14 protein-coding genes are annotated in these 15,738 nt (G+C 55.5%); 6 read left to right on the top strand and 8 right to left on the bottom strand.

The window, feature by feature from the left end; all coding sequences use genetic code 11:
* Positions 1 to 272 precede the first annotated feature (272 nt).
* The 4 genes from J5069_RS09530 (at position 273) to J5069_RS09515 (ending at position 5,531) form a co-directional block, all read left to right on the top strand.
* Complete coding sequence (locus J5069_RS09530; protein ID WP_264643575.1) at positions 273 to 2,456, top strand: ABC transporter permease subunit; 2,184 nt, start codon at positions 273 to 275, stop codon at positions 2,454 to 2,456.
* Entirely contained in the window at positions 2,453 to 4,117 is a 1,665-nt protein-coding gene (pstA, locus tag J5069_RS09525; RefSeq protein ID WP_264643574.1) for a phosphate ABC transporter permease PstA, read from the top strand. Before J5069_RS09530 ends, pstA begins: the two co-directional genes overlap by 4 nt.
* 43 nt (positions 4,118 to 4,160) lie before the next feature.
* The gene (gene pstB / locus J5069_RS09520) at positions 4,161 to 4,976 is read left to right on the top strand and encodes a phosphate ABC transporter ATP-binding protein PstB (protein WP_264643573.1); all 816 of its coding nucleotides are present in this window, start codon (positions 4,161 to 4,163) and stop codon (positions 4,974 to 4,976) included.
* A gap of 114 nt (positions 4,977 to 5,090) precedes the next feature.
* Positions 5,091 to 5,531: a helix-turn-helix domain-containing protein gene (locus J5069_RS09515; RefSeq protein WP_264643572.1), complete on the top strand. Its 441-nt coding sequence runs from the start codon at positions 5,091 to 5,093 to the stop codon at positions 5,529 to 5,531.
* A 216-nt stretch (positions 5,532 to 5,747) separates the two neighbouring features.
* Here J5069_RS09515 and J5069_RS09510 read toward each other — a convergent pair whose 3' ends face one another.
* The 6 genes from J5069_RS09510 to ppiB form a co-directional block, all read right to left on the bottom strand.
* The gene (locus J5069_RS09510) at positions 5,748 to 7,115 is read right to left on the bottom strand and encodes an L-serine ammonia-lyase (RefSeq protein ID WP_264643571.1); all 1,368 of its coding nucleotides are present in this window, start codon (positions 7,113 to 7,115) and stop codon (positions 5,748 to 5,750) included.
* A gap of 155 nt (positions 7,116 to 7,270) precedes the next feature.
* A complete protein-coding gene (locus J5069_RS09505) occupies positions 7,271 to 8,551 on the bottom strand; it encodes an HAAAP family serine/threonine permease (RefSeq protein WP_264643570.1) in 1,281 nt (426 codons plus the stop codon).
* 503 nt (positions 8,552 to 9,054) lie between these two features.
* Positions 9,055 to 10,119, bottom strand: coding sequence for a 5-(carboxyamino)imidazole ribonucleotide synthase (purK, locus tag J5069_RS09500; RefSeq protein WP_264643569.1), 1,065 nt, complete (start codon positions 10,117 to 10,119; stop codon positions 9,055 to 9,057).
* On the bottom strand, positions 10,116 to 10,625 hold the full coding sequence (gene purE, locus J5069_RS09495; RefSeq protein ID WP_264643568.1) for a 5-(carboxyamino)imidazole ribonucleotide mutase: 510 nt from the start codon (positions 10,623 to 10,625) through the stop codon (positions 10,116 to 10,118). The genes purK and purE overlap by 4 nt, the downstream gene beginning before the upstream one ends.
* Before the next feature lie 200 nt (positions 10,626 to 10,825).
* Positions 10,826 to 11,548 (bottom strand): UDP-2,3-diacylglucosamine diphosphatase, encoded by a 723-nt coding sequence (locus J5069_RS09490; protein ID WP_264643567.1) that lies wholly within the window; start codon positions 11,546 to 11,548, stop codon positions 10,826 to 10,828.
* Positions 11,549 to 11,558: 10 nt separating this feature from the next.
* Positions 11,559 to 12,053, bottom strand: coding sequence for a peptidylprolyl isomerase B (gene ppiB, locus J5069_RS09485; protein ID WP_264643566.1), 495 nt, complete (start codon positions 12,051 to 12,053; stop codon positions 11,559 to 11,561).
* Positions 12,054 to 12,394: 341 nt separating this feature from the next.
* On the opposite strand from ppiB, the gene J5069_RS09480 reads away from it, so the two are divergent.
* Both J5069_RS09480 and cysS read left to right on the top strand, forming a co-directional pair.
* Entirely contained in the window at positions 12,395 to 12,817 is a 423-nt protein-coding gene (locus J5069_RS09480; RefSeq protein WP_195316028.1) for a DoxX family protein, read from the top strand.
* Between the two features lie 224 nt (positions 12,818 to 13,041).
* Positions 13,042 to 14,427 carry a cysteine--tRNA ligase gene (cysS, locus tag J5069_RS09475; RefSeq protein ID WP_264643565.1) on the top strand — a complete coding sequence of 462 codons (1,386 nt, stop codon included), beginning with the start codon at positions 13,042 to 13,044 and terminating at the stop codon, positions 14,425 to 14,427.
* Between the two features lie 96 nt (positions 14,428 to 14,523).
* Here the strand turns inward: cysS and ybcJ are convergent, their stop codons facing one another.
* Positions 14,524 to 14,736, bottom strand: coding sequence for a ribosome-associated protein YbcJ (ybcJ, locus tag J5069_RS09470; protein WP_264643564.1), 213 nt, complete (start codon positions 14,734 to 14,736; stop codon positions 14,524 to 14,526).
* 78 nt (positions 14,737 to 14,814) lie between these two features.
* Positions 14,815 to 15,678 carry a bifunctional methylenetetrahydrofolate dehydrogenase/methenyltetrahydrofolate cyclohydrolase FolD gene (gene folD, locus J5069_RS09465; RefSeq protein ID WP_264643563.1) on the bottom strand — a complete coding sequence of 288 codons (864 nt, stop codon included), beginning with the start codon at positions 15,676 to 15,678 and terminating at the stop codon, positions 14,815 to 14,817.
* Positions 15,679 to 15,738: the final 60 nt, after the last annotated feature.

The raw sequence follows: 15,738 nt of genomic DNA, 5'->3' as shown, positions 1-15,738 counted from the left end.
CGTCTCATTGCTGAAGGATTACGGTTATTTTGTTTACAAAATGACCTGGATGCCGCGTCCGGTGTGGACGTGCATTAAAATCGTTCTTACAGAACGTCTTACCATTGTCATATTATGAGTGTAAAGGCAACATATGCTACCCCGATTTCATCATGGGGAAGAGAAAAGCAATCCGCCACGGTGTTTGAGACAACCTCAATCGTGCGGGATGGGCGACGCAGGGCTTTTTGTTCGCCATTCACTAACAGAACCTGACGGGTGGTGTAGGGATAATGGCAGAAACAGACAGCAGATTTGCCTATCAGGATGCCCGACGGCGGCGTCTGGATCGCGTAACGCAGCATATCGTGGTTGGCAGTGGCCTGCTGGTGATGATGGCGTTGGTGCTGATCTTTTTCTATCTGCTGTACGTGGTTGCACCGCTGTTTGTTTCCCCCTCGGTGACACAGTACGCCGCGTCGCCGCGCGTGGCGTCGGCGCCGTCTGCCGCGGTCGGGATCAGCGATGACGGTTCCTTAGGCTATCGCATTGATCAACGTGGCTTTGGCGAGTTTATGGTGTTTGCTGGCGCGCAATCTCTACCGCGCACCGCACTGAGCGTTACGCCCATTACCCGTGCCGTCGCCTTCGGCGAAGGGCGGCCCCATTACGCGCTGCTCTCTGCCACCGGCCACATCACGATTGTCGCTCCCTTTATTCCGCTCGCCGGTAATGCACAGCCTGCCTGGCGCTATCCGTTTGGCAAGACGCCCCTGCCGTTGACGGCGGATGGCACACCGCTACGTCATCTGGCGCTGGCACTGCGCGAAACCACACCGCCGATGGCCGCTAACGCTGCCGCCACGGTGGTGGACGCGGTCGCCGTGTGGGTGACGCAGGATAACCGCTTGTCCATGGGCCGCATTTCCGCTGACAGTGTGCAGCCTGTCGCCAGTGTGGCACTCGGCGATACGCCGGTTGACGACCTGGTGCTGACGCCCCGTGGTGATGTTATCTACAGCTTAAGCGGCAACCAACTGAGCTCATGGCGCGTCAGTGGCGAGACGCTGACGCTTTCAGGCACGGCGACTTTGCCCTCTGCCGGGCCGTGGCGGCTGGCGCTGTTCTCCGGCGGTTATTCACTGCTGGTGTATACCGAGAGTGGTAAAATATTTCAGTGGTTTGACGTGCCTGGCGCGGATGGTCTGCGCCTGACCGAGATTCGAGATTTTCCTCAGCGCGAAACCCAAGGCATGCAACTGGTGCCGGAAGCCTTGCGTCGGGTATTTGCCACCCTGACGCCGCAGGGGGCGCTTTCACTGTTTGCCAGCAAGCAATCTGCCGCTGTATTAACCCAGCAGGTTGCCGCACAGGCACAGCGCATGGTGTTTTCGGCGCACGGCAAAGCGCTACTGCTTGAGACGCCAACGCAATGGTATGCCTATCGTGTCGATAATCCTTACCCCGATATCGGCTGGCGCGGCCTGTGGCAGCGTGTTTGGTATGAGAACTACCCCCAACCTGATTTTATCTGGCAGTCAACGGCGGCAGACGACAGCTATCAGGCCAAGTTCAGTCTGGTGCCGCTGTTGGCCGGATCGCTGAAGGCGGCGCTGTACGCCATGCTGTTTGCCACGCCGCTGGCGCTGGCTGCGGCGGTGTACACCGCCTGTTTTATGACGCCGGGTTTACGCCGCTGGGTGAAGCCGACGCTCGAGGTCATGGGCGCGCTCCCGACCGTGGTGGTGGGGTTGATTGCCGCGCTCTGGCTTGCGCCGCACGTTGAAACCTACCTTTCCGCCATTCTGGCCTTGCCGCTGCTCTGTACCCTGGGCGTATTGGGCGTGGGGGCGCTGACGGCGCGCTGGATGCAGGGGCGCGAGGTGCTGCTGCTGATGCCGGTGCTGCTGCTGATCGTGCTCGGGGTTTGCGGGTTTGCCCCGGCGCTGGAAGTGCGCCTGTTCGGACAACCGCTGTTCCAATGGATGGACGGCAATTTTGTGCAGCGCAATGCGCTGGTGGCGGGGATTGCGTTGGGTTTTGCGCTGATCCCACTGATTTTCTCATTGGCGGAGGATGCCTTGTTCAATGTGCCCACGCGGCTGAGTCAAGGCTCTTTGGCGCTGGGTGCGACCCCGTGGCAAACCCTGTGGCACGTGGTGTTGCCTTCTGCCAGCGCCGGTATCTTTGCCGCACTGATGCTGAGTTTTGGCCGCGCCGTCGGCGAAACCATGATCGTATTGATGGCAACGGGCAATACGCCCATCGTCGATGCGGGACTGCTGCAAGGATTGCGCTCACTGGCGGCCAATATCGCCATCGAAATGCCGGAGGCTGTGATGGGCAGCGGGCATTATCGCGTACTGTTTCTCACTGCGCTGGTGTTGTTTGTCTTTACCTTTGTGGTCAACACGTTGGCCGAAACCCTGCGTCAGCGGCTACGCCGACGTTACCGGGATGAGGGAGATCACGCATGACATCTCAATCGACCGTCCCTGAAGGGCAAACGCGCAACTGGTTTCGCAGCGGCACGCCCTGGGTCTGGTTAACCGGTGCGGCCATTGGCGTCAGTCTGTTGGCGATGCTGGCAGTGGTGGTGATGCTGGCCTGGCAGGGTGGGCGCTATTTGTGGCCGCAACCGGTGTGGCAGTTCACGCTAACCGAGCAGGTGGCGGGAGCGCCGCGCGCGCTGCTGGGCGAAAGGTATGCTCGTCAAACGCTGACCGCGCCTTCCACGTCAACCGCCGCTGGCGATGAGGTGGCACGCTATCTGGTTAAGGTCGGAATGCGGGAGCGTTACGGGCAAAGTTTCCAGACGCTGCTTTCTTCGGAGATCACCGCGCGATCGCTGCCCGCCGATGTGCTGGTGCTTAAGCGCGCACACAACGGGGTTGCCTACGGTTTTCTGGCCGGGATGCTGGAAGATGGTCAACCGCTGCTGGCCGAAGATCTGCCCGCGACCTTGCAGCGCCGTATTCAACTGGTGCAGGGTTTTGTCAATAAAACGCAGCGTATCCGGCTGGTAGAGATGCGAAAAATCAACCAACGGGTTGAGGCGCTGCGGCTGGAGGAGAAACAAAAGCAGCGCGTCGAGGCGTTGGATACCCAAACGCTGGCGCGACTTCAGGCCGAGCGCGGTGAGTTGCAGCGTCGGTTTGATACGCTGTCGGGGCAGCTGGCTACGCTCAATCAGGAGATCGATCGCAATCAGGTACTGCTGCGCGACGCCGAAGGCACGCTGTATCGCATTCCGCTCAAAGAGATCGAAGGGGCCTGGTTTCCCAATAGCATGAACCGCTGGGATAAAGTGCGGCACTGGGGGCATGAAATGGCCTACCTGCTCACCCACGATGCGCCGGACAACGCCAGCGGCCATCTGTTCCCGGCCATTTTTGGCACGGTGCTGATGGTGATCCTGATGTCGATTGTGGTGATGCCGTTAGGGGTGATCGCCGCGATCTATCTTAATGAGTATGCAGGGAAAAATCATTTCACGCGCTGGGTGCGTATCGCCGTTGCCAATCTGGCGGGCGTGCCATCGATTGTGTACGGCGTGTTCGGGTTGGGCTTTTTTGTCTACCTGATGGGCGGTACGCTGGATAAGCTGTTCTATGCCGATGCGTTGCCGAACCCGACGTTTGGTACACCGGGGCTGCTGTGGGCATCGCTGACGCTGGCATTGCTGACGTTGCCGGTGGTGATTGTGGCAACGGAAGAAGGGCTGGCGCGTATCCCCGTGTCGCTGCGCCACGGCTCGCTGGCGTTGGGCGCGACGCGGGCGGAAACCTTGTGGCACGTGGTGCTGCCGATGGCTGTTCCCGCCATGCTGACCGGTCTGATCCTGGCGGTGGCGCGGGCTGCCGGTGAAACTGCGCCGCTGATGCTGGTGGGGGTGGTGAAGTCGGTACCGGTGTTACCGGTGGATGATATCTTCCCCTATCTGCATCTGGAACGGAAATTCATGCACCTTGGCTTTCAGATTTACGATTTGGCGTTTCAGAGTGCGGATGTGGAAGCGGCGCGCCCGCTGGTATATCTCACGGCGCTGTTGCTGGTGGTGATTGTGGTCGGGCTGAACGTGGCGGCCATGGGCTTGCGCCACGTGTTGCGCGAAAAATACCGCGCGCTGACGTTGTGACGGGATTTCTCGTCTTGAAGCGATATTTTATTAGGAAAAGGCTATGCGAGTAACCAATCCCCTGCATGCATCACCGCTGCTGGATATCCGCCAACTGAGCGACGAGCAGACGGCGCTGGAAGTGGATCATCTCAGCCTCTATTACGGCGAAAAACAGGCGCTGAACGATATCTCGTTGCGCATTCCGCAGCATCAGGTGACCGCGCTGATTGGCCCGTCTGGTTGCGGTAAATCGACGTTGCTGCGCTGTTTTAATCGCATGAACGATCTGGTGGAAAATTGCCGTATTGAAGGCGATATCCGGCTGCGCGGGGTTTCCGTCAGGGATGCCCAGTGGGATGTCTCGGCGCTGCGGCGGCGGGTGGGCATGGTGTTCCAGCGCCCCAATCCGTTTCCTAAATCCATCTATGACAACGTGGCGTACGGCTTGCGCCTGCAAGGCATCCGCGATCGGCGCTTGCTGGACGAAACCGTGGAGAGTGCGCTGCGTGCCGCGGCGCTGTGGCATGAAGTGAAAGACCGGTTGGGCGATAATGCCTTGACGCTCTCCAGCGGTCAGCAGCAGCGTCTGGTGATTGCCCGTGCCATCGCGATTGAACCCGAAGTGTTACTGCTCGATGAGCCGACCTCCGCGCTGGATCCTATCTCTACGCTGGTGATTGAAGAGCTGATGGGGGCATTAAAACAGCGCTTCACGCTGGTGTTGGTGACACACAATATGCAGCAGGCGGCGCGGGTATCGGATTACACCGCCTTTATCCACCAGGGCAAGCTGATTGAGTACGATCTTACCGATACGCTGTTCACCTCTCCGGTTCAGCGCAAAACGGAAGATTACATTACCGGACGCTTTGGTTGAGGGTTCAGCAGAAAAAATCGTAAAAAAACCTGTCTTTTGTACGATTCTCCGTGCCATATGAAAAAGTGATGATAAAATGTGCGGAATTTAATCAGGCGCAGGTAAAGTCGTAACATGAAATTCAGCAGTATGAGTGAAGGCGACATTGTTGTTGAACTGTGCCGGAGAATCAAAGAAGCACGCATTCAGCAGCGGCTGTCGCAGGTTGATTTGGCCGAACGCGCCGGGTTGGGTATCGCCACCATTAAACGCGCAGAGTTGGGTGAATCGATAACCTTGAGCAGCCTGCTGTGTATTCTGCGCGGTTTGAACCGCCTGCATCAGTTGGAAGGCGTGTTGTTTGATGCGGATGTCACCGCCTTCCATGCGCAAATCAGCGGAGAGAAACAGCGCACGCCGATGCGTATTCGCAAGAAAGCCTCAGCATTCCCGCCGCAAGCCCATAGCGCACCCGCCGCAGTGAAACCGGTCGCGAACAGCACGGTGGATTGGTACATTTCGGCGGCGGAAAACAACATTATCTGGTCGCGCCCGGAAAACGAGAAAAAGTCGTGAGGCAATAGCCTGTCACTCTGGTATCCATTCGGGCTCTTTCGTATTTCCCCGTCATTCCCGCGCAGGCGGGAATCTCCTACAGGCTAAACGCGTTCCCGCTGCCAGAGATCCCCGGCTTTCGCCGAGGATGACGTGAATGTGAGCTGAGGATGACATGAGTGTGTCAACCGAGGACTACATGAGTGTGTGAGCCGAGGACGATAAGGCGATACCGCGTTATTCGCACAGCACCACTTTGATCGCCAGTCCACCGCGTGAGGTTTCTCGGTATTTGGCGTTCATATCCTTTCCGGTTTCGTACATGGTCTCGATCACCTTATCCAGCGAGACGCGCGGTTCGCTGGTACGACGCATCGCCATTCGTGCGGCATTGATGGCTTTGACCGCGGCGATGGCGTTACGCTCGATACAGGGCACCTGTACCTGACCAGCCACCGGATCGCAGGTTAATCCCAGATTGTGTTCCATGCCGATTTCAGCCGCGATGCACACCTGCTCCGGATTGGCGCCCAGCAGCTCCGCCAGCCCGGCCGCCGCCATCGAGCAGGCAACCCCCACTTCGCCCTGACAGCCAACTTCCGCTCCAGAGATAGAGGCGTTCATTTTATACAGTACGCCAATGGCACCCGCCGCCAGAAAATAGCGCAGATAGGATTCCTGCGTCACCGGTTGGACAAACTGGTTGTAGTAGGCCAGTACGGCGGGAATGATGCCGCACGCGCCGTTGGTCGGTGCCGTCACCACACGTCCACCGGCGGCGTTCTCTTCCGAGACCGCCATGGCGAACATGTTTACCCAGTCCATGGCATCCATGGGGTCTTTAGAGAAACGATCGTTGATAAACAGCAAACGGTGCAGTGCCGAGGCGCGGCGCGGAACGCGCAGCGGGCCGGGCAGAATACCTTCGGTGTTCATGCCGCGATGGATGGCGTTTTGCATGGTTTGCCACACGTCGGCAAAGTAGTGCTCGATAGCCTCACGTCCGTGCAGGGCAATCTCATTCTTCATCACAATCGCCGACAGAGACAGGCAGTGATCGTGGCAGTGTTGCAGCAGCTTTTGCGCGGAATAGAACGGGTAGGGCGCGCTCTCTTCCGTGGTCAGCGTCTTGCCGAAATGCTCCTGATCGACAACAAAGCCGCCGCCGATGGAGTAATAGGTTTTGCTGTGCAGCAAGGTTTGCTGTTGGTAGGCACGGATCGTCATGCCGTTTTCGTGCAGCGGCAGGTTTTCCGCCTGAAAACGCAGAGCGGTTTCCAGCGGAAAGTCCACCTCATAGTCGCCCCCCAGCAGAGGCAGGCGCTGGGTCTCTTTTACCCGTTGAATAAACGCCGGAATGCTGTCGATATCCACGCTGTCCGGCAGATTTCCGGCCAGCCCCATAATGATGGCGATATCCGTATGGTGTCCTTTGCCGGTCAGGGAGAGCGAACCGTACACGTCCACCACGATATGGGTGACGGAAGCGATAAGTGACTGGCTGACCAACTCATCGGTAAACATTTTGCCCGCTTTCATCGGCCCGACGGTATGCGAACTCGACGGCCCAATACCAATTTTGAAAATCTCGAATACGCTGACCATGGCGATTTCCTCTAACAAGATGCTGGCAGCACCAAGGCGTTGCCAACAGATTCCGTCATCAGGTGTGCCAGGAGGCGGCCGGCAACCTATGCCGACCGTCTCCTGACATCAGTGAGGGGAACAGGGAAGCGGCCTAGTGCCGCTTCTGAGTGGGATTAATGCAGGCTATAGACGATGGCGGTAATGGCGATCAGACCCATCACGGTAACGAATACGTTACTGATCTGTCCGCTGTATTGCTTCATTGCCGGGACTTTCTGAATGGCGTACATCGGCATCAGGAACAGCAGGCAGGCGATAACCGGGCCACCCAGCGTTTCAATCATGCCCAGAATGCTGGGGTTGAGCGTGGCGACAATCCAGGTGGTCACCAGCATAAACAGCGCCGTGATGCGGTTCAGTTTGGCGTGACCGATGGTTTTACCGCGGCTGCGCAGCGATTTGATTATCATGCCGTTAAAGCCTTCGCCCGCTCCCAGATAGTGGCCGAGGAACGATTTGGAGATAGCGATGGTGGCGATAACCGGTGCCAGATAGGCCATGACCGGGTTATTAAAGTGGTTGGCCAGGTAAGACAAAATGGAAATGTTTTGCGTTTTGGCTTCCATCAGTTCCGTGGGTGACAGGCTCAGCACACAACTGAACACAAAGAACATCACAGTCAGCACCATCATGATATGGCTGTAGGAGAGGATGCGGGAGCATTTCGGCTCGGCATCGTCGCCATACTCTTTACGCTTGGCAACGGCAAACGAGGAGATGATCGGTGAATGGTTAAAGGAGAATACCATTACCGGGATCGCCAACCACAGGGTAGACAACAGTCCATTGCCGGTTGCGCTGCTGGTGAATGACATATTATCAAAAATCGCTAAATTCCAATGCGGAACTAAATAAAATGCCAGCAGCATCAATACCATGACAAAAGGATAAACCAGAATGCTCATGGCTTTTACAATCATGGCTTCGCCAAAGCGAACGATAAACATCAGGCCCAGAATTAATACCAGGGACAGTATGGCACGCGGCGGAGACGGTAAATGAAGTTGGTGAGTGATAAAACTGTCTACCGTATTGGTAATGGCAACGCTATAAACCAACAGAATAGGGTAAATTGCAAAAAAGTAGAGCAGTGTGATTAATTTTCCTGCGCCGACACCGAAATGTTCTTCGACCACTTCAGTAATATCTTCACCGCCTTTTTTACCGGATAAAACAAATCGACACAGTGCGCGGTGTGAGTAATATGTCATCGGGAAAGCAATAATTGCCATAATTATCAATGGAATTAATCCACCAATACCGGCGTTGATCGGCAGGAACAGCACGCCCGCGCCAATGGCTGTGCCATACAGGCCGAGCATCCAGACGGTGTCGCTTTTATGCCAACCAGAAGCGGGTGCGACGATCGCACCGCTTTCTTGAATTGTGCTCATAATGGGTTCTCCTTGGTGAACACAGTTTGCAAATCATGTCAATATTGGCAACGGCACCAACATTGTATAAATAATAAACATCCACGCGTTTTTATAACGCAATCGTATGTTAGAGAGTCAATACTGATTGTGGCGGCATTCTATATTGAGGCGGTCAGCGAATAATATTGAGACGATCACAGAAATGAATTGACGTGTTTTAATTTTATCAAAATTCGGCCATAAATAAAATATCAATGATGATACTTTACGTTATTTATTTATAAGGTCTCTTATTTGATACTTTAACGTAATAATTATGCCAAATAATAACCAATAGCACTGTTGCTAATAAATAGCGTTAATTCACCAGCGATTAATAATAAACCTAATAATCCATATGTCACGCCAAAATAAGACCATAAAAAAAATAGGGGTTTATGGTTTGCTTACCCAACAGAGGGGGATAGTGCGGGAATGCACTTCCCACCGCGTAACGCCACACGGTGGGAAGCGTACAGTGGTTAAAGCGTTGCTTGCGCCCACTGCAAGCCGGAGTGATAGGCTTCAGGTAACAAGGGCACCAGCGCCTGTAACGTGTGTTGTAGCTGAGCGCGATCGCTGTGCGTCAGGTTCAGGTGGCCGACTTTACGCCCTGGGCGAACGTCTTTGTCATACCAGTGCAGATGAACCAGCGGCAGTGCCAGCCAGGCGGGATTAACGTCTGTGCCGATCAGATTGATCATAACGGCCGGTGCATCAATCACCGGTTTCGGTAACGGCAGATCCAGGATGGCGCGCAGGTGCAGTTCAAACTGGCTGATGGACGCGCCATTTTGCGTCCAGTGGCCGCTGTTGTGCACGCGGGGGGCCAATTCATTGATCAGTAAACGATCGCCCACGATAAAGCACTCCATCGCCATCACACCGACGTAGCCGAGCGCATTCATGATGGCAGCAAGCATGGTTTCCGCCTGTTGCTGCATGCGCGCATCCGGTTGCGGCAGCGCAACGCTGGCACGCAGAATGCCCTCTTCATGCAGATTGTGCGTCAGCGGATAAAACACGCAGTGTCCATCCGTACTACGCGCACCCACCATCGACACTTCACCGGAAAAGGCGATGCCCTGTTCCACGATGCATTCGCCGTAGCACTCTTGTGGCAGGGTCGCTGCGGTGTCATGACGCAAACGCCACTGACCGCGGCCGTCATAGCTACCCACGCGACGTTTGACGATCGCCAACTCGCCCAGTCTGCTAAAGACGCCGGGCCACTCTTGCGCTGAAGCCAGTAACTGCCAGGGGGCGGTAGGCAACTGCAACGAATCCAGCAACTGTTTCTGCGTTAGGCGATCGGCCAGGCGCGGAAAAATATCACGGTTAACAAAGGCTGCGTGCTCAGCCAATTCGCGCGTCAATGCGGTTTCCGGCCAGCGTTCAATCTCGGCGGTGATGACCGCGTGATGAAACGGCACGGATTCCGGTTCGGCATCCAGTCCCACCGGATAGACGGCAATCCCCAAGGGTTCACCGGCTTGACGTAACATTCGGCCCAGTTGGCCGTTTCCTAATACGCAAACGGGCTTCATGCCTCCTCCTGCGGATCGGGATGTGCCAGTACCTCATCGGTTTGCTGTTGACGCCAGGCGGCAAGGCGAACCGCCAGCTCGCCATCGTGCAGCGCCAGAATCTGTGCGGCGAGCAGGGCAGCATTGGCGGCACCGGCTTTGCCGATGGCCAGCGTGCCTACCGGGATGCCACGCGGCATTTGCACAATGGAGTACAGGCTATCAACGCCGCTTAATGCTGCACTCTGAACCGGCACACCCAGCACTGGCACCAGCGTTTTCGCTGCCAACATACCGGGCAAGTGCGCTGCTCCGCCTGCGCCCGCAATGATCACATCAAACCCGTTTTGTGCGGCTTGCTCTGCAAAACTAAACAGTTTGTCCGGCGTGCGGTGCGCTGAAACGACTTCGGTGTGAAAGGGAACAGCGAGTGTGGTGAGAATTTCCGCAGCAAACTGCATCGTAGCCCAGTCACTCTTTGAACCCATGACGATGGCAATTTTTGCCGGGGCAGCGTTGGATGACATGCCTGTAGTGCTCCTGTGATATGACGTATTGAGACGCATGGCTGCGTCGGCCAGAAAACGAATGACGCTCTGGCTGGAGGGCGCAGATCATACCATGAGCGTTCGGGAAGGAAAACGGTTGCGTAGGGACAAATCGCAGTATTATTGCCGTTAACGGCATCACAGGTTTGCTACAAAAGGCGGCGAAAAAGCGGAGAAAATCAGAAGGGAAAGGAAATCAAGGCGGTATCGTCAGCCGTGACTTTTATCATCCATCCTTGCTCATGCCAGGCACCCAGCACCGCGCGTTGCGCTTCGCCGCTTTGGGTTATGACGGTGTGTATGGCGGGTCGGTGGGTATGGCCATGAATCAGGGTGTTGACGTTATACGCCTGTAAACACGCCTGCACCGCCTGTTGATTGACATCCATGATCTGCTGCGACTTACTCTGGTTTGCCTGCTGACTGGCCGCACGCATTTTTGCCGCCACCTTGAGACGCAGGCGCAGGGGTAAACGCAGGAACAGCCACTGGATGACGGGATTGTGCACCCGACGGCGATATTTCTGATAGGCCGCGTCGTCAATGCACAGGGTATCGCCGTGCATGATCAGGACCCGGCGTCCATCGCACTCCACTACCTGCTCGGCGGGGAGCAGCGTCATGCCTGCCTGCGCGGCGAAATGCTTGCCCAGCAGGAAGTCACGGTTGCCGTGAATGAAGTAACAAGGGACACCGCGTTGATGCAACTGACGCAGCGCTTGCGCGACACTGGCATGCAGCGGCTGCGGATCGTCATCGCCAATCCAGGCATCGAACAGATCGCCCAGGATGTAGAGCGCGTCCGCCTGCGGGGCATCACGCTCCAGAAAACGCAGAAAACCGGCGGTGATCGCCGGTTCATGTACGTTAAGATGCAGGTCGGCAATAAACAGTGTTGCCATGCTGCTGCGATTACTCGCTGACAGTCACGTGGGTAATCACCACATCTTCTTTAGGAACGTCTTGATGCATGCCGCTGCGGCCGGTTGCCACGTCTTTGATCTTGTCAACCACGTCCATGCCGTCAGTCACTTCGGCAAACACGCAATAACCCCAGCCGTCTGCACGTTCTGAGCGGAAGTTGAGGAAATCGTTATCCACCAGGTTAATAAAGAACTGTGCGGTAGCGGAGTGCGGATCGTTGGTGCGTGCCATAGCCAGCGTGCCGCGGGTGTTTTTCACGCCGTTATTGGCTTCATTGGCGATAGGCGCTTCGGTGGCTTTTTGCTGCATACCCGGTGCGAAACCACCGCCCTGGATCATGAACCCATTGATCACACGGTGAAAGATGGTGTTGTCGTAAAAACCGTTACGGCAGTAGTTTTCGAAGTTTTCCACAGTAGCAGGCGCTTTGTCTGCAAACGTGTTAATGACGATGTCACCGAAGTTTGTATGTAATGTAATCATGATGAGTAAACCCTGATAACCAGAAGGACGAGACACGAGCCGCCGAGCAGCTCTGCCTGCACAAAGGCTGAATAACCAAGGCGCTCTTATAGCATAACTGGCTGCGCGAGTCAGTATGACGAGGGAACTATTCGCCGGGCAAATGTGGACCGTTTGGTTAAAAAGTAACACAGTGTCAATAAAATTGACAATATGTCATACATTTGCATTATTTTATTGAATAAAAATTTTCTTGTTGTAGATCAAACATTACTTATTTGGAGGTAGGATTTGCAATCAAGTCAGATTAGTCTTAAATGATTCGTATTACTGAGTTTACTAACAATACTAACAGGTGAATCATGCTGGGCTTAATCAATCGTGTACTGGATAAACCCGATGCAGGCAAACTGCTGCTGCGTCTCGCTTTTGGCATTTTGTTGATTTTTCATGGATGGCACAAAGTTGTTGATGGAGTGGGTGCTATCGCGGGCATGCTGACCAATGCGGGATTACCGACGTTTATTGCGTATGGCGTCTTCGCTGGTGAAGTGGTTGCTCCAATTTTGTTGATTCTCGGCATTCTGACCCGTCCTTCCGCCTTAGTGGTTGCGGGCACCATGGTGGTTGCGCAGTTCCTGGCGGCTCCAGCGGGCTTTGTTTCGTTGGCGAAAACCGGTGCCTGGGGCGCTGAACCGACGGCGGTGTTCTTCTTTGCCGCATTGGCTATCGCGCTGTTGGGCAGCGGGAAATACTCAGTGATGAGTAACCCGAATTTGCGCTAACGCCGCTTCGGTTTGCAAGCAGTAACACGAGACCCGGCACGCCATTGCCGGGTTTCTGTTTTTTTAATCCTTGTCAATTATCTTCCTATTACGCTGTCTCAGTCTTGCAATAGCCCGAGGTTCAGGTTTCAATACGCTGCTGGGCTTGCTGAACCCGCCTTTATGGCGTTGTTCCGTTAGCTGCGCATACTCCACTTCTCCCGCGAATATCATGGAATGTTTTGATGTTAAAGATTTTTAATACGCTGAGTCGCCAAAAAGAGGAATTCAAACCCATTCATGCCGGGAACGTGGGCATGTATGTATGCGGCATTACCGTGTATGACCTGTGTCATATCGGTCACGGGCGTACTTTTGTGGCTTTCGATGTGGTTGCCAGGTATTTGCGCTATTTGGGGTACTCGCTCAAGTATGTGCGTAACGTAACGGACATCGACGACAAAATCATCAAACGTGCCGCAGAGAATGGAGAGAGCTGCGAACAGCTGACCTCGCGCATGATCGCCGAAATGCACGCTGATTTTGACGCGTTAAACATTTTACGCCCCGATCTGGAGCCGCGTGCCACGCACCACATCGCCGAAATCATCGAACTGGTGGCGCAGCTTATTGCGCGTAAGCATGCCTATGTGGCCAGCAACGGTGATGTGATGTTTTCTGTCGACAGTGCGCCGGGTTACGGCGTGCTTTCTCGCCAGGATCTGGAACAGTTGAAAGCGGGTGCGCGCATTGAGATTGCGGAAGTGAAACGCAATCCGATGGATTTTGTGCTGTGGAAAATGTCCAAACCCGGCGAGCCGCACTGGACATCTCCGTGGGGCGAAGGGCGTCCCGGCTGGCACATCGAATGTTCCGCCATGAACTGCAAACAGCTTGGCGAGCATTTTGATATTCACGGCGGTGGTTCCGATCTGATGTTCCCGCACCATGAGAACGAAATTGCCCAGTCGACCTGCGCCCATGACGGTCCCTATGTCAACTACTGGATGCACTCCGGTATGGTGATGATCGATCGCGAGAAGATGTCTAAATCGCTCAACAACTTCTTTACCGTGCGCGATGTGCTGAAGTATTACGATGCGGAAACCGTGCGTTACTTCCTGATGTCTGGTCATTACCGCAGCCAGTTGAACTACAGCGAAGAGAACCTGAAACAGGCTCGTGCGTCTTTAGAGCGCTTGTACACGGCGCTGCGCGGTACCGATGCGGCGGCGACGGCGCAAGGGGGCGAGGCGTTTGAAGCGCGTTTCCGCACGGCCATGGACGATGACTTTAATACGCCGGAAGCCTACTCGGTGTTGTTTGACATGGCGCGCGATGTCAACCGCCTGAAAGCGGAAGATGCGGTGGCCGCCGATGCGCTGGCAGCCGCGTTGCGCCGTCTGGCGGGCGTGTTGGGGCTGTTGGAGCAAGACCCGGAAGCTTTCCTGCAAAGCGGTTCTCAGGCGGATAATGATGAAGTGCAAGAGATTGAAGCCCTGATTCAACAGCGTAACGACGCGCGTCAAGCCAAAGACTGGGCGCTGGCCGACGTAGCGCGTGCGCGCCTGACGGAAATGGGGATTGTATTAGAAGACGGCCCACAGGGTACGGTTTGGCGTCGTAAGTAACGCTACTGCACGTAACGTGTTACTGCACTAAAAAATTCGCCCGCGAACGTTTACCGTCGCGGGCGAATTTTATGGGGTCAAACGACAGGCTGTCGCTTAGGGCGCTACAGTGACCGATTGCCCGGCAAAGGTGACCCGTTGACCGGCAATGATTTTGCAGCGTTTGCGCGTTTCTACCTGGCCGTCAACGGTGACGCCACCGTCAGCAATGGCGGCTTTGGCGGCAGCGCCGCTTTCACTCCAGCCAAGCAGTTTAAGCAGATCGCACAGTTCAACGTGCGGGTGTTTATCGAGATGAAAAGTTTCCATAACATCCTGCTGTAAGAAAGAAAAAGGCGCGCCTGAGCGCGCGATGTTAACGTGATGCGTTAACCGTATTCAGTGCTGTCACGCGTTGCCGTCGTGGTACTCTTCGCAGGCTTGCAGCGTATTTTGAATCAGGGTGCCAACGGTCATCGGGCCAACGCCGCCGGGTACCGGTGTTATTAGCGACGCGCGCTCCTGCGCGACGGAAAACTCTACGTCGCCCACCACTTTGCCGCTGTCCAGGCGATTGATGCCAACATCGATCACGATGGCGCCCGGTTTAATCCACTCGCCGGGGATAAAGCCCGGTTTGCCCACTGCCACGATCAGCAGCTCGGCCTGCTCAACGTGTTGGCGCAGGTTCTTGGTAAAACGGTGGGTGACCGTGGTGGTACAACCTGCCAGCAGCAGCTCCAGACTCATCGGGCGGCCAACGATATTGGAAGCTCCCACCACCACGGCGTTCAAGCCGAACATGTCCACATTGTAGCGTTCCAGCAGCGTGATGATGCCGCGCGGCGTGCAGGCACGCAGTAGCGGGTCGCGCTGACACAGACGGCCGACATTGTAGGGGTGGAAACCGTCCACGTCTTTATCGGGTGCGATGCGCTCGATGACTTTGGTGTTATCAATGCCTTCGGGGAGTGGCAACTGAACCAAAATGCCATCAATGGCGTTGTCGGCATTCAGTTCATCAATCAGCGCCAGCAGCGCGGATTCGGTGGTGGTAGCGGGTAAATCATAAGAGCGTGAGACAAAGCCCACCTCGTCACACACTTTGCGTTTGCTCGCGACGTAAATCTGTGAGGCGGGATTATCGCCGACTAACACAACCGCCAGCCCTGGCGCACGCTTGCCCTCGGCCAGACGTTGCTTGACGCGCGCACAAACTTCATCCTTCACTTGCTGCGCAATCGTTTTACCATCAATAATCTTCGCTGCCATCTCTCTGGAAATCCATCAAATAAAACTACGGGGGATGGCGCTATTTTGTCAGAAGCAACG

Source organism: Candidatus Symbiopectobacterium sp. NZEC127, assembly GCF_025962675.1.
Lineage (GTDB): Bacteria > Pseudomonadota > Gammaproteobacteria > Enterobacterales > Enterobacteriaceae > Symbiopectobacterium.
Note: the sequence above shows the minus strand (reverse complement) of the source record. Positions and strands in the feature narration are given on the sequence as shown.